The organism is Peptoclostridium litorale DSM 5388, assembly GCF_900141635.1.
Classification (GTDB): Bacteria; Bacillota; Clostridia; order Peptostreptococcales; family Peptostreptococcaceae; genus Peptoclostridium; species Peptoclostridium litorale.
Map to the genome: position 1 here is coordinate 78,331 of NZ_FSRH01000008.1, position 23,419 is coordinate 101,749.

At 40.3% G+C, this 23,419-nt stretch carries 24 protein-coding genes; 20 read left to right on the forward strand and 4 right to left on the reverse strand.

Annotated elements, in window-relative coordinates; translation table 11 throughout:
- Positions 1 to 11 precede the first annotated feature (11 nt).
- The 7 genes from BUQ87_RS08920 to BUQ87_RS08950 are packed head-to-tail and all read left to right on the forward strand — an operon-like array spanning position 12 to position 4,997.
- Positions 12 to 2,333 (forward strand): hypothetical protein, encoded by a 2,322-nt coding sequence (locus BUQ87_RS08920; protein ID WP_052635988.1) that lies wholly within the window; start codon positions 12 to 14, stop codon positions 2,331 to 2,333.
- 21 nt (positions 2,334 to 2,354) lie between these two features.
- Complete coding sequence (locus BUQ87_RS08925) at positions 2,355 to 2,687, forward strand: hypothetical protein (protein WP_038263065.1); 333 nt, start codon at positions 2,355 to 2,357, stop codon at positions 2,685 to 2,687.
- 53 nt (positions 2,688 to 2,740) lie between these two features.
- On the forward strand, positions 2,741 to 2,908 hold the full coding sequence (locus tag BUQ87_RS15230; RefSeq protein ID WP_207647184.1) for a hypothetical protein: 168 nt from the start codon (positions 2,741 to 2,743) through the stop codon (positions 2,906 to 2,908).
- 49 nt (positions 2,909 to 2,957) lie between these two features.
- Positions 2,958 to 4,055, forward strand: a complete 1,098-nt coding sequence (locus BUQ87_RS08935) for a siphovirus ReqiPepy6 Gp37-like family protein (RefSeq protein ID WP_038263060.1) — start codon at positions 2,958 to 2,960, stop codon at positions 4,053 to 4,055.
- Between the two features lie 20 nt (positions 4,056 to 4,075).
- Positions 4,076 to 4,330 (forward strand): hemolysin XhlA family protein, encoded by a 255-nt coding sequence (locus tag BUQ87_RS08940; RefSeq protein WP_038263058.1) that lies wholly within the window; start codon positions 4,076 to 4,078, stop codon positions 4,328 to 4,330.
- A 13-nt stretch (positions 4,331 to 4,343) separates the two neighbouring features.
- Positions 4,344 to 4,583, forward strand: coding sequence for a hypothetical protein (locus tag BUQ87_RS08945; RefSeq protein WP_200774455.1), 240 nt, complete (start codon positions 4,344 to 4,346; stop codon positions 4,581 to 4,583).
- Between the two features lie 15 nt (positions 4,584 to 4,598).
- Entirely contained in the window at positions 4,599 to 4,997 is a 399-nt protein-coding gene (locus tag BUQ87_RS08950; protein ID WP_052635987.1) for a YcbK family protein, read from the forward strand.
- 70 nt (positions 4,998 to 5,067) lie between these two features.
- Here BUQ87_RS08950 and BUQ87_RS08955 read toward each other — a convergent pair whose 3' ends face one another.
- Positions 5,068 to 5,799 carry a hypothetical protein gene (locus BUQ87_RS08955; protein ID WP_038263055.1) on the reverse strand — a complete coding sequence of 244 codons (732 nt, stop codon included), beginning with the start codon at positions 5,797 to 5,799 and terminating at the stop codon, positions 5,068 to 5,070.
- 379 nt (positions 5,800 to 6,178) lie between these two features.
- Between BUQ87_RS08955 and BUQ87_RS08960 the strand changes: the two genes are divergently transcribed.
- The 5 genes from BUQ87_RS08960 to BUQ87_RS15830 all read left to right on the forward strand — a co-directional run bounded on the left by BUQ87_RS08960 (position 6,179) and on the right by BUQ87_RS15830 (position 9,892).
- Positions 6,179 to 7,060, forward strand: a complete 882-nt coding sequence (locus BUQ87_RS08960) for a hypothetical protein (protein WP_038263053.1) — start codon at positions 6,179 to 6,181, stop codon at positions 7,058 to 7,060.
- A 1-nt stretch (position 7,061) separates the two neighbouring features.
- The gene (locus tag BUQ87_RS08965) at positions 7,062 to 7,388 is read left to right on the forward strand and encodes an STAS-like domain-containing protein (RefSeq protein ID WP_038263051.1); all 327 of its coding nucleotides are present in this window, start codon (positions 7,062 to 7,064) and stop codon (positions 7,386 to 7,388) included.
- Positions 7,389 to 7,418: 30 nt separating this feature from the next.
- Positions 7,419 to 7,970, forward strand: a complete 552-nt coding sequence (locus tag BUQ87_RS08970; protein ID WP_159434304.1) for a PIN domain-containing protein — start codon at positions 7,419 to 7,421, stop codon at positions 7,968 to 7,970.
- A gap of 636 nt (positions 7,971 to 8,606) precedes the next feature.
- Positions 8,607 to 9,821: a DUF1835 domain-containing protein gene (locus tag BUQ87_RS08975; RefSeq protein WP_038263048.1), complete on the forward strand. Its 1,215-nt coding sequence runs from the start codon at positions 8,607 to 8,609 to the stop codon at positions 9,819 to 9,821.
- On the forward strand, positions 9,818 to 9,892 hold the full coding sequence (locus BUQ87_RS15830; RefSeq protein ID WP_408635090.1) for a rubredoxin-like domain-containing protein: 75 nt from the start codon (positions 9,818 to 9,820) through the stop codon (positions 9,890 to 9,892). Before BUQ87_RS08975 ends, BUQ87_RS15830 begins: the two co-directional genes overlap by 4 nt.
- 67 nt (positions 9,893 to 9,959) lie before the next feature.
- Here BUQ87_RS15830 and BUQ87_RS08980 read toward each other — a convergent pair whose 3' ends face one another.
- Together BUQ87_RS08980 and BUQ87_RS08985 are read right to left on the reverse strand one after the other, a co-directional pair.
- On the reverse strand, positions 9,960 to 10,340 hold the full coding sequence (locus tag BUQ87_RS08980; RefSeq protein WP_159434305.1) for a MarR family winged helix-turn-helix transcriptional regulator: 381 nt from the start codon (positions 10,338 to 10,340) through the stop codon (positions 9,960 to 9,962).
- An 84-nt stretch (positions 10,341 to 10,424) separates the two neighbouring features.
- Positions 10,425 to 11,597: a 4Fe-4S dicluster domain-containing protein gene (locus BUQ87_RS08985; protein ID WP_052635986.1), complete on the reverse strand. Its 1,173-nt coding sequence runs from the start codon at positions 11,595 to 11,597 to the stop codon at positions 10,425 to 10,427.
- A 358-nt stretch (positions 11,598 to 11,955) separates the two neighbouring features.
- Between BUQ87_RS08985 and BUQ87_RS08990 the strand changes: the two genes are divergently transcribed.
- Complete coding sequence (locus BUQ87_RS08990) at positions 11,956 to 13,539, forward strand: hypothetical protein (protein WP_143182442.1); 1,584 nt, start codon at positions 11,956 to 11,958, stop codon at positions 13,537 to 13,539.
- A gap of 204 nt (positions 13,540 to 13,743) precedes the next feature.
- Here BUQ87_RS08990 and BUQ87_RS08995 read toward each other — a convergent pair whose 3' ends face one another.
- A complete protein-coding gene (locus tag BUQ87_RS08995) occupies positions 13,744 to 16,995 on the reverse strand; it encodes a DEAD/DEAH box helicase (protein WP_038263042.1) in 3,252 nt (1,083 codons plus the stop codon).
- Positions 16,996 to 17,103: 108 nt separating this feature from the next.
- Between BUQ87_RS08995 and BUQ87_RS15835 the strand changes: the two genes are divergently transcribed.
- The 7 genes from BUQ87_RS15835 to BUQ87_RS09030 all read left to right on the forward strand — a co-directional run bounded on the left by BUQ87_RS15835 (position 17,104) and on the right by BUQ87_RS09030 (position 23,291).
- The gene (locus BUQ87_RS15835) at positions 17,104 to 17,262 is read left to right on the forward strand and encodes an ADP-ribosylglycohydrolase family protein (RefSeq protein WP_143182445.1); all 159 of its coding nucleotides are present in this window, start codon (positions 17,104 to 17,106) and stop codon (positions 17,260 to 17,262) included.
- Between the two features lie 240 nt (positions 17,263 to 17,502).
- Positions 17,503 to 18,447, forward strand: coding sequence for an ABC transporter permease (locus BUQ87_RS09005; RefSeq protein WP_143182443.1), 945 nt, complete (start codon positions 17,503 to 17,505; stop codon positions 18,445 to 18,447).
- Between the two features lie 12 nt (positions 18,448 to 18,459).
- Positions 18,460 to 19,308 (forward strand): ABC transporter permease, encoded by an 849-nt coding sequence (locus BUQ87_RS09010; RefSeq protein WP_202883181.1) that lies wholly within the window; start codon positions 18,460 to 18,462, stop codon positions 19,306 to 19,308.
- A gap of 31 nt (positions 19,309 to 19,339) precedes the next feature.
- Positions 19,340 to 19,537: a hypothetical protein gene (locus tag BUQ87_RS09015; RefSeq protein ID WP_038263036.1), complete on the forward strand. Its 198-nt coding sequence runs from the start codon at positions 19,340 to 19,342 to the stop codon at positions 19,535 to 19,537.
- A gap of 35 nt (positions 19,538 to 19,572) precedes the next feature.
- Positions 19,573 to 20,562 (forward strand): ABC transporter ATP-binding protein, encoded by a 990-nt coding sequence (locus BUQ87_RS09020; protein ID WP_038263033.1) that lies wholly within the window; start codon positions 19,573 to 19,575, stop codon positions 20,560 to 20,562.
- Entirely contained in the window at positions 20,562 to 21,551 is a 990-nt protein-coding gene (locus BUQ87_RS09025) for an ABC transporter ATP-binding protein (protein ID WP_038263029.1), read from the forward strand. The genes BUQ87_RS09020 and BUQ87_RS09025 overlap by 1 nt, the downstream gene beginning before the upstream one ends.
- A gap of 114 nt (positions 21,552 to 21,665) precedes the next feature.
- Positions 21,666 to 23,291 (forward strand): ABC transporter substrate-binding protein, encoded by a 1,626-nt coding sequence (locus BUQ87_RS09030; RefSeq protein ID WP_038263026.1) that lies wholly within the window; start codon positions 21,666 to 21,668, stop codon positions 23,289 to 23,291.
- Positions 23,292 to 23,419 lie beyond the last annotated feature (128 nt).

Here is a 23,419-nt window from a genome sequence, read left to right on the forward strand (position 1 = left end):
GGAGGGAGCCTATGGCTGAAAGATATGGATTCTTTGACTCGATAGAGGGCGAGGACGAACGCTATTACACCGCAGATGAATTTGCAAAATTTTTCAACAGGGTAATAAGCACAGGGATTTTAAATGGTGGGGAAAATCTGCAGGTTGTCTGCACTGGCAGCGACATGAATGTGCAGATAAAAACAGGCTGTGCATGGATGCTGGGCTATCAATACGAAATTGAAACAGATGCACTAAACATGCCTATTGATACAGCAGATCCGGCGATGGACAGAATAGATCGAATTGTTGTCCGCCTGGATAAGAGGCTAGAAAACAGATATATAAAAGCCTTTGTGCTGAAGGGAGTCCCGGCAGAAACGCCAATTGCTCCTGCACTTACAAGAGATGAAAATGTATATGAGATATCGCTGGCACAAATCAAAGTCATTGCAGGGAAAAGCTTTATAGAACAGGCCGAAATCACAGATGAAAGACTGAATGATGAGGTTTGTGGTTTGGCAAATTCACTTATAAAAGCTGACCCTACTGAAATTTTCAATCAATTCAATGACTACTTAACAACATATAAGACAACAAAAGATGCAGAGTACAACACATGGGAAACTTCAAAACAGCAGGCATATGATTCCTACATTGCTTCGATTCAATCTGCTTGGAATACGTGGTTTGGGAGCCAGCAGACGGAAGGCTTTGTCATGCAATCAGAGAAAGGGGCTCCTGGGGGAGTTGCCGAACTTGATTTAGAGACAGGTAAAGTTAAGCCAGAGCAGCTACCCGACATGAATTATGCTGAGTTAGATGAAGCAAAGCAAGTCAAGGATGAAAACTTGAAAAATGTGAAAAAACTTATTTTCACAGGCAAGTCAAATGCTCAATTGCCAGCAAACATTCCTGTTTCAATTTCAGGTGAGGGAAAGGTTAAAAGGTTTGCTATTAGCCCTAAATATTCACCAGGCTATAAAGCTGCGACAGATGCAATTCAAATAAATACAAACACTTATCAATACAACGGAGATTTACTGCCCCTTGAAAATGATAGATTCTTATATGCACATTTTTACACAACCCAATCAATCCTATTTTGCGGATGCGGCAGAGTATACTTTGACGAAGCTGCAAATGAGCAAAAAGTGGAAAATATTCAGGGCTATACAGTCAATTCTTATGCATATTATCCTTCCGGGTGTAGATTTATAAGACTCGAAGATGACAGGCTGCTTATAGTCTATGTGAAATATGATAATGGGGCATATAAACTTTTGGGAAGGTTATTTGCGCTAAATATTGAAGGTAATTCATCAAATACACTATCGTTTTTATCTGATATCGACTTTGGAGTGCTTTTAAGGGATGTTAAATTTGTTGAAGTTGATGGAAGATTCATTGTTGCAGGTCAGCACGGGAATAGAAGTGAGGTTGTTTTTTATGAAATTTCAATAGATGAAAATGACAATGTTTCTATTTTAGAAATAGGAAGCCTGTCAAATACGCTTTTAAGTGATTCTGTTTTCGATATGAAGTATGGGCTTGAAAACAACACTTTTATATTAGAGTATTATTTGAGCAGCCCAAGAGGGGTTTATCTTAGAAAATGCACATTGGGAGAAACATCTATTGACTTTGGAAATCCTTTTACGGTTACAACTTTAGCTGTGTCTAGCTATAGAGCTGACAGAGATAGGTTTATTGTCCTCCAGCCAGGAATTATAGCGCTGGTTTACACATACAACGGGTATCCTTACATGCGTATTATTAACTTTAATACGTTATCAATGTCAACATTAAGATATGTAGGTGATTTATCTGGTGGAAACCATACTTTGCTTCAAATAAACAATAGGGAGCTTCTTCTGACTGAGACACAAACATCCTCACCATATACAAAGAGATGGCGCTGCGTGAAATTAATATACACAGAGAATACAGTCACTGACATTAATTTTGTTGGAAGCTACTATAATTCGCCAGTAGCAGGAAGTGGCATACCAAACTATAGGGTTGTAAAGGGTTCATATCTCTTTTCGCTGCACCCAAACACAACAAACGGGGCATTGCAGTTTAGAGCATTTCCATTTGATTTTTCTTTGAATTTTCTTGGCATTTTGCAAAATGATGTTGAGGTTGATTCAACTGCATATGTTGCCATAGAAGGCTTCGTTGCACTGTCAAATGTTTCATCAATTCCAGGCTCGGCAATCTGTTTAAGCATTTACGGGGAATTCAAAAATCAGGATGATTTGACGAGTGGAGAAAAAGCTTCAGGTGAATTTATAGAAGTCGGGAAATTCATTGATTTCTCAGGAACAGCGCTGATAAAAAGTTCGCTGTAAATAATAAAGGAGGCATGGAGCATGGACATACTGATTAATAAAACTGACAATGTTGTTATCGACATAGGAAGCATAAAGCCTGCCCAAGAAGGGTTTGAGGTTACTTCTGGATATTTCTCAGAAAAAACGCTATATTTAAATCTACAGGAAGAACTTACTTTAATCGCAGATGTAATTGTACCTGATGGAGCGGTCCCTTCAAAATTTATATATCAAAATGGCAACTTTGAGGTTAATCAAAATTATAAAGAATATGAAAATCCTGAAAAGAAAATTGAATCCTTGGAAAAAGATATTCAAGGGCTTCAAAACGCAATAACAGAGCTTACAATGCTAATGGCAGAGCCTCAGTAAAGGGGCGTTTTTTAATGCTTAAATTCATAAAATTCATAAAGGAGATGGTTTGTATGTTTCAATTTACAAAAGATTCGGCAGTGGTAAGGGATGCATGGGTTCCGCTAATACTAGCAGGCAAAAGGACACTGGCAGAAGTGCCAACGGCATTCAATCTGAAGGCTGCAGTTGAAGCAGTTCTTGCGGAAATCGTCGCACCTGCAACATCAGAAGAAAAATAATCGAAGGGGGCGGATATTGCGCCCCTGTTTTACTTAAAGGGGTGAACGTATGAAGCCTATCAGAATTTTAACGCCTGACCTGGAACTTGTAGGGGAGATAGACAATTACAGTTCTCTTGTTTTTTGCAGGAAATATCATGCTCCAGGTGAATTTCAGTTGGTTACGAACATAAAGGTTCAAAATGCACAGGCTCTTCAAAAAAACAACTTTATTATGCTTGGGGCTGACAAAAACAAAGTAGGGATAATACGGCATAGGGAGATCGGTACAAATGAAAAGGGAGAAGAAATTCTCCAAATCAAAGGATACGCCCTTGGACATATTATGAGCCAGCGTATTACTATCCCACCTGATGGCCAAGCACAAGACATACAGGAAGCAGATGCAGAAACTGTTATGAAACACTATGTCCAGAGGAACTGCCTGGACGTGCCCGGCATGGAGTTTTCAAACTTAGTTGTAGCTGAAAATCAGCACAGAGCAGGAATAATAAAATGGCAGAGTAGATACAAGAATCTATCGGAAGAACTTGAAAAAATCAGTAAGGTTTCAGGTCTTGGGTGGGGCGTGCATATTGATTCTAACCTGAATAAGTGGATATTTGATGTGTACATGGGGAAAAATCTTTCTGTAAATCAGCAGATAAATCCGCCGGTGATTTTTTCACCTGAATTTGACAATATTGATTCTCAAGACTTAACGGACAGTTTGATAGGATATTTTAATTTTGCCATTGTAGGGGGTAAAGGCGAAGGAGCTGCAAGGGAAATCGTAGCGGTAGGAACTGAGGCTACTGGCCTTGACAGATATGTAACCTTTATTGATGCGAGAGATATTGAGGATAGTGAAGACCTTCAAGAAAGGGGTATGGCAAAACTTTTAGAATATGAGAAAATCACATCTTTCAATTCAAAGATATCACAAAGCGGACCGTTTAAATACGAAAAAGACTGGAACCTGGGTGATGTGGTTACGGTTCAAAATAAGTCTTGGGGAATCACCATGGATGTTAGGGTTACGCAGGTGGAGGAAATCTATGAGGAAGAGGGGTTTAAATTAAAAGCTACCTTTGGGGAGGGGATTCCGACTTTGATTCAAAAGATAAGGTCCTCGCTTTCAGATCTGAATGTGGAGAGCACAAAATAATATAGACAAGGGGAAAGCGTATGGAAAATGGAGTATGTATGGAGAAACACAAAAGAGTGGATGAAAAACTAGAAACACACGATAAAAGGCTAAATAACCACTCAAACAGGATAGATAAACTGGAACAAAACAATGCGGAAATGAAAGAGAAACTCAGCGGATTGATAGACAAGCTTGGAGCTTTGAACACGACATTGAAGTGGTTCATAGGCTTGATGGTAGGATCCTTTGTAAGCTTCTTTTTTTATGCTGTACAAAACAACATTTTTAGATAAGGAGGGAATCGGTATGGATAACATGGAGATATACGGTGTTATGGCGGTTCCGCTAATCACCGGTCTTGTCCAGACGGCAACCAGTGTGGGGCTGTCTAAAAAATATGCGCCACTGGTTTCGCTAGGAGCGGGAATGTACATAGGAGCCGTTGGGTTTGCAAACGGCAATCTCACAAAGGGAATTATCGTAGGGGCAGCCATAGGGCTTTCAGCTTCAGGGTTTTATAGCGCTGTCAGGATGCCGGGAAAATAAAGGGAGGAAAACAATATGTATAAAGTAATGAAAAACATCCATATATCAGATCATTTCACGATAGCAGAATTTACATGCAATGATGGATCTGGAGAGGTTATATACTCAAGGCATCTGATAGAGCTGCTTGAAAAAATCAGAGTTAAGGTCGGTAAGCCTATAATAATCAATTCTGGATATAGGAATCCAGGCTATAATAGGAAAGTTGGAGGCAGTCCCAAAAGTCAGCATATGCTTGGAACAGCAGCGGATATAAGGATAAAAGGACTTAGTTCAAAAGCGGTTGCAGATATAGCAATAGAATGTGGGGCAAGAGGAGTTGGTGTATATGACACTTTTACACATGTGGATGTCAGATACGAACCTAAAAATGTAAATAAGGGATATGATTTTTGGGATATGAGGACAAAATAATAAAAAGCCTGGAGAGATTCCCGGCTTTTTAGATTATGTATGATAGGAATATGATTTTGAATATTTATTTTCAAGATCTTTGTCTTGTTTCTTTTTTTAAATCATAATACATATCGTTTAACAATTCATAAAAAAATGACATATGTTTACTATCCCTATTAATAATATCATCAAAAATAGGATACATTCCCCAGCGGAATATCATAAAAAATCCAATAAACATGACTATAATAACAATAATATAGATAAACATAGTGATTGCAGATTCTAAATTTTTAGTAATGGCAGGATTAAATATGCTATTGAAAAAACTATTACATAAAGATATGATTAAAGCTCCAAAAAAAGAAGGTAAAATTGGAAATTTTGTTTTTAATTTTTCAGATTCTTTGAATGCTATATTTGATAATCTTTTAATTTCACCTGCACTAACTTCCTCTCCATTTTCTCTTAGATACTTCAATATTTCATTTTTTCGATGTTTATTTATTTCTCTTAAAACTCTAGGGGTATTCCAAAATGTAGCATTTGAAGATATACCATATATTTCATTAACAATTTTTTTTGTTTTGCTATTGAGTAATATAAATAATACAAAAGATAGTATTGCGTAAGGCAAAATTATTTTATTAACAAATATTTTTTCGGAAAGTTCGTTGCTGAATATTAATCTGAAAACAAAAAGCACAGTAAAAATGAATGGAGTTGATAGAATTGCAAAATATAAACTTTTCACATGTTTAAATACAAGGTTGTAAATACCAAGTTCTTTTTTATAAAAATTGAAAATTTCATATAGCATAAAAAACCTCCACTAGATATACGTATGTTTAAGATATAGTATGTCATTAAATGCGATAATTTACAAGTTTTGTAGAACTTGTATTTAATACGAGGTTTTTAAAAATCTCAAGAGGACAAGGAAGTTATTTTTTCTGTACTGGAAATAAATATTTCCTGTATAGTTATTTAATTATGATATAAAAAGTCGAATTTACCCAAGCGAAAATGAAATAACAGCATATGTTTTTGAGTTGCAAATTACAAATATATTACAATGAAACAAGATTATTTCTATAATTGTCCTTTTTAGGGTATAATTCATATGGTTAAAATAAGTTTAACAACATATTCATCAAATTATTAGTTATAATAGAAATAAGTTAAAAGAAGGAGTTCTTATGCCTAAATATGTTTATAAATTTAGTGAAACAAATTTAAACAATACAAAAAATACTTACATAGAATTAACTGAGTTTCAAAACAAATTACTTAATTGCAATAAATCTAACATAGTTTTAGACCTATCAAATATTAAATTTATTTCACCTAATGCACTTAACATTATAGTTGGCACTGTTGAAGAATGCAGGAAGAAAAAAAAGATAGTAAAATATGATTTATCTGAAGTAAATCCTGAAGTATTAAGTTTTTTAATAAGTTCGAATTTTATTGCAAATGAGTATTCAATAAAGATAACAATTAAAGATGAAGATATTTGTTTTAAAATTTGGACATATGATGAAATATTTAATGATGAAATATTAGACGAATATGTAAGCGATGTAATAGAAAAGACGCACATGAAAATGGATTACAAAGTAAAAGATAAATTGTATACAAATTTGACAGAGATTATTGCAAATGCTGGTTATCATTCTGGAAATAAAAACGATGGATTTTATTCATGTGGTAGATATTTGCCAAACCAAGAAGTTATGCATTTTGGGTTTTATGATACTGGTGTAGGAATCGTTGAGAATGTTAGACAATTTTTGAATACTCAAGAAAGTGATGAAGCTCTTATGAAGTGGGCTTTACAATTAGGAAATACCACAATAGTTAACGTTGATTATGAAAGAGGATTGGGCCTTTCGTTTCTAAAAGAATTTGTTCCTTTAAACAAAGGGTATTTGAGAATTATAACTAATGGAATCTACTATCAGCTAGATGAAGATGGAGAACAATTTGAGATGTTAAAATACCCTATACAGGGGACATCAATTAATTTACAGATAAATGCAGACGTGAAACATAAGTATACAATGAAAAGGGGTAAATAATATGAAAATAATAATAAAGGAAATCTCTTCAATAGCGATATCTAGTAAAAGTGGAATGTTACTTAGACAAAAATTAGAAAAAGCATTGGAATCAAACGAAATTGTAACTATTGATTTTTGTGGTGTTGATAAATTTGCATCTATGTATTTTAATGCATCGATAGGTTATGTTGCGCAAAAATTAGGTAGGGAAGAGTTTAACAGAAGGGTGAAAATAGTAAATATAACAATTAACGGTAAAGAAATAATAAATTCATCAATTGAAAATTCAATTAGTAAAAAAGAATCTTTTGATATTCAAGAAACATTGAAAGGGTTAGGTGACTAAATGCACTCTTCGAATGTTGATAACCTCTGTGTGATAAGAAATGAGAAGGTTTTTGTAGATACAAATGTTTTGATATGGACTCACTATTCAAAAGCATCGATTAGTGAAAGTGTAAAGGCGTATCAGATGGAAAAATATCCAGATGCAATAGAAACTTTGATAGAAAATAACAATACATTAGTGACTACAACTTTAAATATTTCTGAATTAATGAGAGTAATAGAAAAGCATGAAATTAATATCGCTAAAGCCAATGATATTAATCTTAAAGATAAATATGATAAAGAGATTAGAAACATAAAAAGTGTAAGGGAAGAAATTAAAAAGGAAGTAGAATTAGCAATGAATCAAATAAAATCAATATATAATTGTGTTGAGATAAGTATAAAAAATTGTGGATTAGACGATTTTATAAAAAAATATTTAGGTGTTAACCTTGATGTTAATGATTTTATGATGATTGAAGAAATGACAAAAAATGAAATCAAATGGTTTTTATCTGATGATAGTGATTTTACATCATACCCTGATAGCACTAAGTATTTACTTACTGCAAATCATAGGGCACTTCCTCAAAATTAAATTGCCAACGCAAAGTTTTGCGTTGGCAAATCGTAGGCAAAATGATAATTTAGCCATTGAAATCAAGTGCTTGCAACGATATTTTTTTAAAGTGCCAAGACGAAGCTAGACACGGTTCAGCATTTGCAGGACTTCTTAAGAGATATTTCGGCTAGTATTTTCAAAGGTTGTAGCGACTGGAAGCTGTTGCTATCGCTGGGATAGATAGAATCACACACGAAACAAAAATGTTTTAACCTATTTCACCACATCACAGAATATTATATAATATTCACATCATCCGTAGGCAAAGCGTTGGCAAAATCCACTGTCAGCGCTTTTTTTATTTGGGCACCGGGTGCCCAAACAGTCCATTTTTCAAATATATCAAGGATTAGTTTTTTGTGGAAGGCTCAACTTCACTAGTTGTCATAATACGGGCCTAAAAAGGTTGTTAATAATCGGAATCATTAGAATCCCATGAAAAAACTTTCTGGGGACACAATCAGTGCCATAAGTGTATTATAATATAGTCATGATGCGAATAAAGGGATATAAATGCATGTTTACAAAAGGACTGGGGCATGGCAGAAACACTGATTCATCAAAACAAGGCCATACTAGTATAAACAATTTATGGGAAAGGAGTTGTTAAACGTGGATAAATTTATACATATTGTGTTTGGCGATTCGGCAGCGGGAGTATTGAGGTATTTTTTGAATAAGGGTGAACATGAATTCAATGGAAAGGTAATAAATTTCAGTGATGATTTTTCCATAGGCCCGATATATGAAATTGACACCGAAGAGGGTTTTAGGAGAAGACTGGAATGGTTTAGAAGTGTCTTTGAAAAAATTGGGGAATTAGACTGGTTTGAAGAGGCTGCAAAGGGAATTGTGGACTCATATGAGAAAGTAAGATCAGTTGGGCAAGGCGCAAATATTATAGTATGGCACGGGGAGAATGCATCCAACCAAGCGGGATTGCGATATTTGAGTTCTGTGCTGGATGAAAAGGACATGTACGAATTAGATATTTCAAAAGCAATAGGGACGGTACGCGGTGAAAATGAATACATTCCAAGGAGCCTTGCCGAAATGTCTCCTGAAGATATAGGAGATATAATTTTTCATGTGAAAAAAGTTGAAAAGGAAAAACATGCTGCATTAAAAGAGGAGTGGAAGCACCTTAGAGATTCGCCTGAAAACCTCAGGATTTTGAAAGGGGAAGGAGTATTTGGAGTAAATGATGAGTATTACGACGATGAAATATTATTAAGCTGCACATATAATTTCAAAAAAGCTGCAAGGGTCATAGGAAAGATTATGGGAAAATCGGAGCAGCTAATAGGAGACATGTACATTGACTACAGGTTGAGAGCGTTAATTGAAAGCAAAAAAATAGAAGGCAGGGGAAGCATTAAGAGAATGAGGGATTTTGATGTGAGAGTAAAATATAGTTTGAATGAATTTTTTAAAGCGCTTTTTAAAAAAGAATGCGACAAAGATGAAGACGGATTCTACCATTACCTTATAGAGGAAAATGAATATGGGCTTGAAGTGGACACGGTATACATAGGGGATTGGTGGAAAAGAGTTGATATGTCAAACAAGCTGATACTTGATTATGATGATAGCAATATGTTTTCCCTGACATGGTTTAAAGAAGGCGTAGAATTAATCAGAATAAATCATGTACTCATAGGCAGGGCCGAATACAAAACAGAAGAATATGTTGATGAAAATGGTGAGAATGTAAAAGAGGAGTCGGTAGTTCTTCATATGGACAACGGATCAAACCAGTATATTCAGATTCAAATGAGACCGCATATGAGTATAAGATTAGGGAGCAGAGAATGTCCTAATCAGTGAAAAAATTTATTTGTTCAGTATGCGGATACACTCACGAGGGAAGCGAATCGCCAGAAAAATGTCCGCAGTGAGGAGTTGCTGAGAAAGCGCCAATTGGCGCTTTCTATACTAGAAATAACTTCGTGGACACAATGCATTCTATTTGTCTGTGTTGTCGCCTAGGCGGGTGGACTCATCGTGCATGTTTTTTGACATTTTTGCTAACAGAGCAACGGCCATTTCCTGCTCTTTTGGAGATAAATCTTTCATGAATATAGTTTTTAAATCCTCGAATATTTTCATTATCTTACGCCTGACACCTTGCCCCTCCTCCGTTACATACAGTGTCACTATCCTCTTGTCGGCATTCTCGTTAGTTCTTTTAATATACCCAAGCGCCTCAAGCTTTTTTACAGACTTGGCGACTGTTACTTTGTCTTCCTTTAGCAATACGCATATCTCATTTTGGCTTATGCCGTGATTCTGGTTTATGTTTTTAATCACTTTCACGTCATTCTTTTTTATTTGCAGTTCTCTCAATCTCTTGTTTATAAAGTAATTGTAATCTCTTTCTAGAGTAAATAAGTATTTAAAAATTGAAGTATCCATTTTTCCTCCGTTTGTCTATTTGGGGGGCATGAAGTCGAGGGGTTCTTTTATATAGTTTCGTTTTCCGTATTTTTCGCTGTGCTTTTCTAGAATTTCAGCCATGACACCTGGACTGTCTTTCATCCTGGAAACAAGCTCTTCGTCTGTGCCTTGTGAAAAAGGACAGGCCGACATGCAAATGCCACAGCTATTTCCGGAGTTTATCCACATTTCCATACAAGATATATGGTTATGCTTCCAGTATTTTTCGCCATTTTCACTTGTGGAAGATTCAGAAGCGATAGCCTTCACTGGACAGTTATTTTCACAACGTCTGCATAGTTCGCAAAACTCTTTTAATCCAAAATCAATTTTTCCATCTGCCGCTAGAGGCAGATTGGTAAGGACAGCGGCAAGTTTAGTCCTGTTTCCGTACTTTGGGTTTACAACGGAGTTACACCTTCCCATTTGGCCGAGCCCGGCCTTTTCCGCTAAAAATGATATGGGGGAGTGGTAGGTGAAGGAGCTGTCGGTTAAAGCGTCAAAACCTAAGTCCTTTATATACATGGCAAGCCTTGCCGCCACTTCGGAACTTTTTGCATAGCCCAGCATTGCAGACATGAAAAGCTCTTTACTAGGCGCACGGTTTATATAATCTTTTTCCAAGGGGACGGCAAAAACAATGGCGTACTTATAATCTAGATTAATCTCGTCACCATATTTATGCAGCTCTGTACTAAACCCTCTATGAGAGTATAAATCATCTGGGCCGATTTCTGCAACACCTACGGCATCAAGCCCTGACAATTTCAAGAATTCTTTTACCAGGACTGACATTGTCTCAGGCGGAATATTCCTTTTTGTGGGATTGACATCCATATTGAGGGCCTCATCGTTAATTGAAGACGCCAATCTTTGGTACTCCACCATTAGCCTGAAGGCGGCATATTCATGGTCAGAAGAATTGGGATCGATGCTCATAATTGACTTGTTTTGCGACTTTTCCTCAGACTTACCCATAAACAAGATGCCTTTGGATTTGCCATTGGATATCCCCGCGCTTTTAGCCATTTTTTCTTTTTTCTTCATCTTTAAATTCATATCACATTGTTTATTGCCAGGGTTTTGTGAGTAGTATTCATCGAATTCATTAGATCCTATTTTTAATAATAAACGTGAAAACACAGTGTCTCTTTCGTCATATCTCATATCAGGTCACCTTCCCAGGGAAAAATGGTTTCTACTAGAAACTATAGTCGATTTTATCATGCCGGATTCATGCTTGTCAATAATTTCAGTTTGGGTGGACCACCATGGCGTGGATCATTATTAGGAAATAAACCTGCTATCAGCCGGGCTATGCTTGCCTTGGATGACGCATCTGTACCCATTCTCATTGAAAGCTCTGCGAACACAAGCATCAAGAAAGACATTCCAAGGAAACTTTAAATACAAATTGGATGGGAATCCGGGGCATATCCAGGTACAGTTTCTTTCTGTGGTATAATATGGAATGTAATATAAAGTAAAATATAGAAATGAATTTCAAAGAGGGAGTAGGGAGATTATGAGAAGAATTGTTTTAGTATTTTTGATTGGGATTTGTTTGAGTATGGCATCGTGCATATTTGCGCAGGAAAGCGGGGGTGTTTTACCAGGAAGCAGTATGCAGTACGAAAACACTACAAGTGGAATGGGAAGCATAACTGTAAACTGGAACACTGACTATTCAAAATTCAGCGCGGCTGTGTACAATGGCGAGGGTGAAGTGGTCGATTTCGAGGGGTGCGTCTCTTCTGGATTTTCGGGAACCATATTTAATGTGCCTTCCGGGGGAAGGTTTGAGATTACTTCTCTTGACTCCAACGAAAAAGAAATAGGAGTCGAATATGACGAAACAGTTTTTTCAGGTTCGGCCTTGGAAGAGTCGCCTTTTACAATGATTGAGCTTTATCCAGAGAAATCATGCAGGTTTGAAAATATGACGGACGAAAACCAGACGATTAAATTGCAGATGGGATATTATGAATATGTCGACTATGTGATATACAAAAACGACGGAAGCCTAGTGGAGCAGGGATATAGGAAAAATGAAAGTGTAATATACATACCTCCACAGGGAGATGCTGTAATAACTGCAACTGCGAAAAATAATTATACAAAAAGCGTACACATAACGGGCATAAGGACGCTGACTCGGGGTGAGTATTGTGACGATAATGCTCTTGCCGTTACATCGATTTATCCAGATGAGAGCTGCGCATATAAAAATAATTCAGATGACATGCTCCAGGTTATAGTATCGGGAGATTATTACGACAGCTTTGACTATGTAATATACGATGAAAATGACAGCCTGTTAAAACAGGCCATAGATTATAATGGGCTCTACACTCAATGCATCTACTCTGTACCTTCGGGCGGAAAAATTGTGCTGAGTGCATCTTCAGACAATGACTATAAGAGGCAGATGAGAGTGGCGGCTTCATCAAAGTTTTTCTCAGCTGAGGGATCGGAATATCCAGCGCTCAAAAAGGAGTCACTTTATGCGGGCCAAAGCTGCGAATTTGCAAATAGTGACGATGAAAACCAGCACTACATACTGACATCATGCGGGTATTCTAAAAAAATAAACTACAAGGTTTACGAATCAAACGGAAACGTTGTAAAAGAGGAAGATGGAGCATACAGGGACAGCATACCGGTTCCGCCGCTTGGGAAGGTCGAGATAAAGGCTTCTACTTCAAACAGCATGGAAAGCGTAGTGCTTGCAGGAGGGGCGTACATGGTGTTTGGGAAAGAGCCGGAGCCTGAACAGAATCCAAATCCAGAGCCGGACGATGATTTGTGGACTCTTTGGAGTGAAGATGTCCAGACCGTGGACAGCCTGAAGCAGTGGAATATTAGGCTCAACTCGGAAATAGGCGGGGAGATGTTTGAAAGTAGCATGGTGACCATAACAGAAAAAGTCTCGGGTGTGGAATTTGAAACTCAAAACGTTTTTCTTTCAGACGGAATGACTATAAGGGTTGACCACAAAGAGCCATTTGAGAGCGGAAAGGAATATATCATCAGAATAAAAAAAGAGCTGCCGTCAAAAGACGGGGCTATGCTTGATGGGAACATAAAAATGGAATTCAGGGTAGAGTAAGGGAAGGGGTATAGTTATATCTGATTGATAACTCATTTTTGCAAAGTTAAAGCCTCCTTCAAATTGCCATGCTACAAGGATGCCGCTAGCATCCTTGTAGCGTGGAGAAACAGTAATTACATAAAAAAGCGCATTTTCTCGAGGGAGAATGGTACATAGTCATAGACTATAAGTGAAGGAGTATAATGGAGCAGTAATGAAAACTTATATTTCGAACAGCTCCATTATCTCGCTTTCACTCATTTTGGAGAGCATTGTCTCGCCCGGTTTTATTACGCTGTCTATCATTTCCCTTTTCTTTTGCTGAAGGCCGTATATCTTTTCCTCTATGGTTCCCTTGGCTATGAGCTTTATCACGTGCACCACATTTTTTTGCCCCATCCTGTAGGCCCTGTCGCTTGCCTGGTTTTCAACTGCGGGATTCCACCACGGGTCAAAATGTATTACCGTGTCCGCACCTGTCAGGTTGAGCCCCGTGCCTCCGGCCTTCAGGGATATCAGGAATATGCTCTTTTCACCTGAGTTGAACGCGGAGGCCATTTTGAGCCTGTCCTGCGATTTTGTGCTCCCGTCGAGGTAGAAGTAGTCCACTCCTTTTTGGACAATCATTTCCTCAATCCTGCCGAGCATTGATGTGAACTGAGAAAACAGAAGAATCCTGTGCCCGCCTTCAATAAGCTCGTCAAGCAGTTCGTCGAGCACTTCGAGCTTTCCGCTGCCTCCACTGTAGCCATCGAGAAAAACTGACGGATCGCAGCATATCTGCCTGAGCCTTGTCAGTCCCGCGAGTATCTTCATCTGGCTGCGCCCAAATCCGTTTTCGCTTATCTCAGAGCCTATTTCGTTTTTAATCTTGCTAAGGTAAGCCATGTATACCTTCTTTTGCTCTTTTGACAGGTCTAAAGACAGTTTGTTTTCTATTTTTTCGGGAAGCTCCGTCAAAACATCATTTTTAAGCCTTCTTATCATGAACGGGCTTATGTGCTTTTTAAGGACTTCAATGGTGGTGCCTCCGGAATCTGAATCCATAGGTTTTTCGAACTTTTCTTTGAACCCGGAAACAGAATATAAAAATCCCGGCATTATAAAGTCGAATATGGACCAAAGCTCCAGCAGGGAGTTTTCTATGGGGGTTCCTGTAAGGGCGAACCTGTTTTTGGACTTTATGAGCTTTACGGCCCTTGCGGTTTTTGATGCAGGGTTTTTGATGTGCTGGGCCTCGTCGAGTATGCAATATTTAAAGTCCATGTCAGTGTACGACTCAATGTCGTTTCTAACCATGCTGTATGAAGTTATTAAAAGGTCAATGCCTTCAAGGTTGTCGAGCTGGATTTCCCTCTGGGCCTTGTTTCCGTCTATTATGCGCACGTTCAGATTAGGGGTGAAATTTTCAGCTTCGCTGATCCAGTTGTATAAAAGCGATGTAGGTGCGACTATGAGCGAGGGCCTCTTTGTTCCCGGGGAACTTTCCTTTTCCGAAAGCAGCAGCGAAAGAACCTGGAGCGTTTTTCCAAGCCCCATATCGTCGGCGAGTATTCCGCCGAAGCCGCAGCCTGAAAGCGTTTTGAGCCATTCGAATCCGGTCTTCTGGTAGTCGCGCAAAATACTAGCAAGACTGGCAGGCGGATCAATAGACTCGCACTCCGGATTCTTTATTTTGAAAATCATATCGTTGAGGCTTTTGCTTTTATTGTAGTTTCTTATGTCCATGTTTTTCAGTTGCTCGTCCATGAAGAAGGCCCTGTATGAAGGAATATTCATGACTCCGGATTCCATCTGATCCTTTGTAAGCTGGGTGTATTTTGCGATTTGGGAAAGCTGCTGAAGGGCGTTCGTTTCCAGAGGCAAAAATGATCCGTTTTTTAGTTTGTAAAACGTTCTTTTTTCGCTCAGGGCTTCAAGCACAAGCGGCAGGTCCTCGTTTTCAAGGCCTTCAATTGAAAATTCAAAGCTCAGATAGTCCTGCCCGCTTGAAAGGCTGAGCTCTGCTGAAAAGGACTCGGGATCTATCACCGGATTCGACCTGAATGAGCTGGAATAGTACACCTGGGCATGCTTTTGAATTTGCAGGACTCCATATGTCAAAAATTCATATGCCGAATTGTCATTGTCGAGGTAGTAGCCGTCTTTTGAGACTTTGAACGAAAATTCTTCAATTATGTTCATTATGGAGTTTTCAGTGTGCATGTCGCGCACGAGTATTTTAGTTGCGGTGTCTTCCGCAGGCGGCTTCAATGGGTCTATGACATGGCTGCCGTATTTGTATTTGAGGTCGGCTGTGAGCCTGCCTCCTATGCTGTCGATATAGAGCTCCGCCAAGAGGTCATTTTTTTCCATCTTTTCGCTTAAGGACTCATGGAAAATGACATTCCCTATGCTGCCAAGAGCAGGAGATACGAGAGATACGAATTCGTCAACAATGGAGTTTTCTATGCGGATGGAATCTGCATTTTCACTGCCAAACACATTGGAAACAGCAGACAATATTTGTGACTTGTCCGCAGGTATATTATATAAATTGCCTTCGAAAAGAACGTATGAACAGTCTTCTGTAAGCGGGCGCAAAGAGGAAGCATTTTTAAGCAGCAGTTCAAAATATTTGCCGCTGGACATTAGTGTGAAATCCAGAGGGATGTCTTCGCGCAGTATATGAATATTCGGGTACAGGGAATCCTTATATGTGATGTTGAATGTTTTTGAATCTATAAGCTCAAGCAGTGATTTCAACCTGTGCTTGCTTAGGCTGACGTGTTTTCCGCTTAAATATGCGTCTTTCCAGTTTTTCTTTCCAAGCAGCTGTTCGTCGGAATAGATCTGCATTAAAAAGTCAATTATTCTGGAATCCTGATCCTCGAATTCGTGCTCAGAAGGGTCATATGTGAAGCCTCTTGTGAATTCAGCCTGTTTTTGCGACGCGACTGAACTTAAAAAGGAAGCCATGTCACGTACGACATACAGCTTTTTTTCTCCTATTTTCATCCAGAATGTAATTTCGTTGGCATTGCAGTCAACATCTATATGGCACTCCAGTTTGAGCCTTTTCTTTTTTTTCATTTTCTGACTGTCAAAATTTCTGAAAATCTCGAGAAGTGTATGGGCAGCATCTTGGCCATTGCGGGTGCCGCTTTTTAGTGGCATTTTTGTATCAAAGGATTTTTTTGCATGGGGATTGTCCATAAGGTGAAGCTGCAGAGCAACTATGTGCTTGCAGGAGTACCCCATCCATGAATCATATGCGGGGCATGTGCACTCTGCGTCTATCCATGTGCCTCCAAACCCTATATGAACGCACGTGGTGTAGTCTTCACTGCCTGAAACGGTTGCCGCAAACGAGCGGGTATTTTCGTTATAGTATATGTCTTTCACTTTTCCGGATTTATAGTATTCAAGCCCGCGTTTGTACACTGCGGCGCTGAATGCGTTTGAACGTATTGATTTTTCGGTAAGTCCGAACATTAATTCACTCTCTTTCTGCTGATTTTCTATTTGTATATTGAATAAGTGCTGAGTCAAAAGGCTACTTAATATAATTGTATACATACATAGGGGATTGTGTCCACATGAATATGTAAAGGGGAGTTATTTTACAAGCCGCCAGGAACATGGTCGGACGACAGCAGCCTTGCACTTTGCCTTGCCCAGAGCCTTGTAAACGGATTTGACTATCATGTCATGCCCGAAAGGTTTTGCGATTGGATTACAAAATGGTACTGGACTCCATGAATATGTTGAGGTATAGCGGGCCTTGCAAGGTTTGGCGAGATAAATGGCATTGATAAACAATCATGATTATAAAATTTTTGAATAAAATGCCAAAGAAGCATTACGTTTTACAATTGGACAATGAATGTGAGCACAATTAGAATGGAAAAAGGTGAGAATTTTCGTGTATCCATGCAAATATAGGGTATATCGATGAATTTCCATATTAAAGAGATGCAAGCTCTGATGGGAGGAATGGATTTGGCTAGATACATAATGAAAAGACTGATAATGCTCATTCCGGTTGTTGCCGTGGTCATGGTTATATCTTTCTTGGTTACTCATATAATGCCCGGAGATCCTGTGAGGATGATGCTGGGCGACTTTGCAAGCGAGGAGCAGGTTGCGGCCATGAAGCATCAGCTTGGATATGACAAGCCCATGTTTGCACAGTTTTGGGTATGGCTTTCAAGGATAATAAGGGGAGACCTCGGAGAGTCGCTGTTTTTACACATGCCTGTTTCGAAGGCGATATTTTCAAGACTTGAGCCTACGTTTTTGCTTGCGTTTTTAGGTGAGAGCATAGGGCTTTTGATAGGAATACCTCTCGGGGTTATAGCCGCTGTAAAGCACAGGAGCTGGATGGACCAATCTGCAATAGGGGTATCGCTTACCGGGGTTTCGATCCCCAGCTTTTGGCTTTCACTTATGCTCATACTAGTGTTTTCAGTGAAGCTTCACTGGTTCCCTGTTCAGGGGTATGAACCGCTTTCGCAGGCGGGGCTCGGAACGTTTAAATACCTTGTGCTTCCTGCAGTCACGCTTGGATTCATGCAGGGAGGAATAATCGCCAGAATGACCAGAAGCGCCATGCTTGACGTTTTGAGGCAGGACTACATAAGGACAGCAAGGGCGAAGGGGCTTGCGGAGAGCTTTGTAATCGCAAGGCACGCACTTAAAAACGCCATGATACCTGTTGTGACTGTAATAGGCTTTAGCATGGCTGTGCTGCTTGGAGGAACATGGGTTGTGGAGACCGTATTTAACATACCGGGAACAGGGGCGCTTGCCATAAGCTCCATAATGAAAAGGGACTACCCTGTAATACAGGGGAGCATGATATTTACGGCTCTTGTATATGTAATTGTAAACATAGTGGTGGACATAAGCTATGCATTCTTGAACCCTAAGGTCAAATACAGATAAGGAGGAGAGCCTGTGAGTGGAAATAGGCAAAAAATGAAAAAGTTTTTAAATATGGTAAAATCACACCCTTATATAATGATTGGCGGAAGCCTTATTTTAGTGATGGTTTTGGCTGCTTTGGCGGCCCCGATTCTTACAAGCTTTGATCCGCTTGAAGTCAGCGGAAAGGACAGGCTACTTGCACCTTCGTCTGCCCATGTCATGGGAACTGACCACTTTGGAAGGGATGTAATGAGCAGGCTGCTTTACGGAGCGAGGGTTTCTATAGAGGTCGGGCTTTCCGTTGTGGTGCTGAGCACTCTGATGGGAGGAATAATAGGGCTTATAGCGGGATACTACAAGAAATTCGACAATGTGGTAATGAGAATACTAGACGGATTCATGGCATTTCCAGGGATAATAATAGCTATAATGCTTGCGGCCATATGGGGCGCAGGAAAACTCAACATAATACTTGCGCTTTCATTTGCATATTTTCCGCCTATGGCGAGGGTTGTAAGAAGCTGCGTGATTTCCGTAAAGGAATGGGAGTGCGTTGAATCAGCAAAGGCGGCAGGAGCGAAGGACGGACATATAATTTCAAAATACATACTGCTCAATTCACTTTCGCCAATAATAGTCCAGGCCACATTCAGCTTTGCAGTGGCTATACTTGACGAGGCGGCGCTAAGCTTTTTGGGCGTTGGCATAGAGCCTCCGTACCCGAGCTGGGGAGGAATGATCACGGAAGGAAGGGCATTCATGGCAATAGCCCCATGGGAGATGGTATTTCCGGGGCTTGCAATAGTAATAACTGTGCTTGGCCTCAACCTTTTGGGAGACGGGCTCAGGGATCTTCTCGATCCAAGGCTCAAGGCATAGTGAATATGACAGTTGAAATAGGGTGATTCATTTGGAAAATATTAAAGCTTGTTTTAATAGGGATGATAAAAAATCGCACAGATGTGAATTTGACGGGATGGAAGGCCTCGGAGCGAAAGATATCGCAGCACTTGTGGCGGCCTCGTTTTCGGTGATAGCGCCGTTTATGCTGTGCTGCATGCTTGCCGCAGGAACGGTGTTAATGCTTATGAGCTTCTTGGTTTTATAGGTTAAGGGCAAAGGTGCTGTAAAGGAGCTGAGATTATGGAAAAGCTTTTAGACGTTAAGGATTTGAGGACATATTTTTATACAAGTGAAGGAAAAGTTCCGGCTGTGGACGGTGTGAGCTTTAGCGTTGGAAAAGGCGAGACAGTCGCAATAGTCGGGGAGTCGGGAAGCGGAAAGAGTATAACGGCTCTTAGCATACTTGGCTGCGTGCCGTCACCTCCAGGCAGAATAGAGTCGGGGGAGATAGTTTTCGAAGGTAAAAACCTTCTTGAAAAGTCTAAAAAGGACATGAGAAAGATAAGGGGAAACGAAATATCAATGATATTCCAAGAGCCCATGACCTCACTGAATCCCGTGTATACTGTGGGAAGGCAGCTCAGCGAGGTGTTCGAGATACATCACGGAATGAATAGAAAAGAGGGGTTTAAAAAGGCAGAAGAGCTTCTCGAAATGGTAGGAATCCCTTCACCGCAGGAAAGAGTGAAGCAGTACCCCCATCAGATGTCGGGAGGAATGAGGCAGAGGGTCATGATAGCGATGGCGCTTGCATGCAATCCAAAGCTGATAATAGCTGACGAGCCCACGACGGCGCTTGACGTCACAATACAGGCCCAGATACTGGAGCTTATGAAGGACATGAAAAGGGAGACTAAAGCGTCAATACTCATTATAACGCACGATCTTGGAGTGGTGGCTGAAATGGCTGAAAGGGTCATAGTAATGTATGCCGGAAAGGTTATAGAGTCTGCCACGGTAAGGGAGATATTCAAAAATCCAAAGCACCCTTACACAATGGGGCTGCTTTCTTCAATGCCTTCCATGGATGCAAAGAGAGAACGGCTTACTACAATAGAAGGCTCGGTTCCAAGGCCCACTGAGTTTCCAAAGGGCTGCAGGTTCAATCCGAGATGCAATTTTGCAAGGGAAGTGTGCCAAAATTATGAGCCTCCTTTAAGGGATGCCGGCGAAAGGTGCATTAGCTGCTGGATGGGAACACAGGAGTATCTGGAAGAGGTGACAGCTTAATGAGTTTTGTTGAAGGAAATGAAGCCCTCATAAGGGTGGAAGAGATATATAAGCATTTTTCTGCTTCAGAAGGCTTTTTTTTCAAGGATGAAAAGAAGGTTAAGGCTGTTGACGGAGTGAGCTTTGACGTCAAAAAAGGGGAGGCCCTTGGAATAGTGGGCGAGTCGGGATGCGGCAAGTCCACCCTGGGAAGGGTCCTTTTAAGGCTTCTAGAGGCCGACGGAGGAAAGGTGATTTTTAAGGGGGAGGACATGCTGTCTCTTTCTGATTCTGAGATGAGAAAGAGGAGAAAGGACATGCAGATAGTGTTTCAGGACCCATTTGCATCGCTCAATCCGAGAATGAAAGTGGGGGAGCTCATAGCCGAGCCCTTAAAGATTCATGGGGTAAAGGATGCAAATGAGGTAAACAGAAGGGTTCTTGAAATAACAAAGCTTGTGGGGCTCAATGATTACCACCTTAAAAAATACCCCCATGAGTTTTCAGGCGGGCAGAGGCAGAGGATATGCATAGCCAGGGCCCTGATACTGAGGCCTGAGTTCGTAATATGCGACGAGGCAGTTTCGGCGCTTGACGTTTCGATACAAAGCCAGATAATAAATCTTTTAAAGGATCTCAAGGACGAGCTGGGCCTGACATACATGTTCATATCGCACGACCTTTCTGTTGTAAGACACATAAGCGACAGGGTCGGGGTGATGTATCTGGGAAAGATGGTAGAGCTGGCACCGGCCGAGAGCCTATTCGAAAATCCGAGACACCCTTACACCAAGGCGCTTATTTCGGCAATACCCGTTCCGGACCCGGATGTCAAAAAGGATAGGATAATACTAAAAGGAGATGTCCCAAACCCTATGGACATTCCAAAGGGTTGCAGCTTCCACACTAGATGCCATTACGCAAATGACATATGCAAAAGGGAAGAGCCGGGGCTTGAAGAGGGAGCAGGTGGGCATTTCACGGCATGCCATTTCTCGGGAAATTTTTAATGAATGCTGCCATGTGCAGCCGCTGAAGAGTTTGAACATCCTGTGCACTTTTACATACTGCAAACCCCATACTGCACACGGGATTCAAAATATAATATATATTAGGAGGAAAAAATGAAAAAGGCAAACAGGAAAATTAAAGCAATAATAAGTCTTATACTTGTTACAATGCTAAGCATGATGTTTACGGCTTGCTCTTCTCAGGAAGATGCAAAGCCTCAGGAAAAGGCGGAAGGGGCAGACAGCAAGTTCGGCGGAACCATAACGGTTGCCCAGAAGATGACTCCGCCTCACCTTGACAGCGACAAGTCTACTGACTGGGCTATATCTTCTATAATGAACCACGTTTACGAGGGACTTTTCGAGTTCGATGCTAATTTCGAGCCTCAGCCCCACCTGGCTGCAAGCTATGAGATAACAGACGGCGGAAAGGTTTACGACGTAAAGCTTAGGGAGGAAGTTCTTTTCCACAACGGAAAGGAAATGACTTCTGAGGACGTAGAGGCCTCATTCAACAGATGGATAAAGAACAACGATGCAGGAAACATGGTGGCTCCATACTTCGACAAGCTTGAAGTTGTGGGACCGTACGAAGTGAAGTTCATGTTCAAAGAGCCTTACGCTCCATTCATAAGCGTTTTGGGATCCCACGTTTCTAACCAAAAGCTTGTCATAAGGCCTAAAGAGCTTGTTGAAAAATTTGGAGACAATATAATGGACGAGCACATAGGAACAGGACCTTACAAATTCGTAGAGTGGGTTCCAGACCAGCAGGTTGTGCTTGAAAGATTCGATGACTATGTAGCAAGCGAAAAGCCGGCATCGGGACTTGCAGGGGAAAGAATTGCATACGCAGACAAGATAGTTATAAAATCGGTGCCAGAGCAGTCTACAAGACTTGCGGGAGTTCAAACTGGTGAGTTCCAGTTCGCGGAGGAGATACCTCAGGACCAGTACGAAATAGTTGAAAGCGATCCAAACGCTGAGCCTGTAATAGTAACTCCAGACGGAATGGAAATGGTTATAATAAACTGCGGAGCGGCGCCTTTCAACAACATAAATGCAAGAAGAGCGCTTGCGTCGGCCATAGACATGGAAGAGCTTGGAAGGATGATGATAGGAAACGAGAACTTCTGGAATGTAGACGGATGCATATATCCTAAGGGAACAGTATGGTATCAGGAAAACTCTGGAAAAGGAGTTTACAACAACTACGATCCGGCAAAAGCGAAAGAGCTTCTTAAGGAGGCCGGATACGACGGAACTCCTATAGTAATAGTGAGCGGACAGGACGACAAGGTTGAAAAGCAGGGAGCAATAGCGCTTAAGGGAATGCTTGAAAAGGCAGGATTCAACGTTGAGCTTCAGCTTTTCGACAGGCCTACAGTTGTTGAAAAGCGTTCCAAGAAAGAGGGATGGAACCTTCACCTTTCATACTTCTACATGGCATGCCCGGATCCACAGGTTGAAGGAGCATGGACTGGAACTAACGCCTGGATTTCAAACTGGGACGACGAAGATTCTCGTGCAATGGATGAGATATTCGCAAGAATGATGAAAGAGACAGACAAAGACAAGAGATTCGAAATAGTTAAGGAGTTCTACGATAAGACTTGGGAGACTCTTCCTTATATAAAAACTGTAGAGTACAGCAGAATGCACATATCAAACAGTGAGCTCAAGGGATACGCAAACTCTTGCCAGCCGTTCTTCTGGAACACATGGATTGAAGAGGAATAACACTGACTGGCATACGAGATAATACTATAAGGGGGAATCGCTTTTACACGGCGGTTCCCTTAAAATCTGTTTAAATTGCACATGATAGGTGTGTGAAGTGTTAGCCGAATGACTCATACCATGCACAT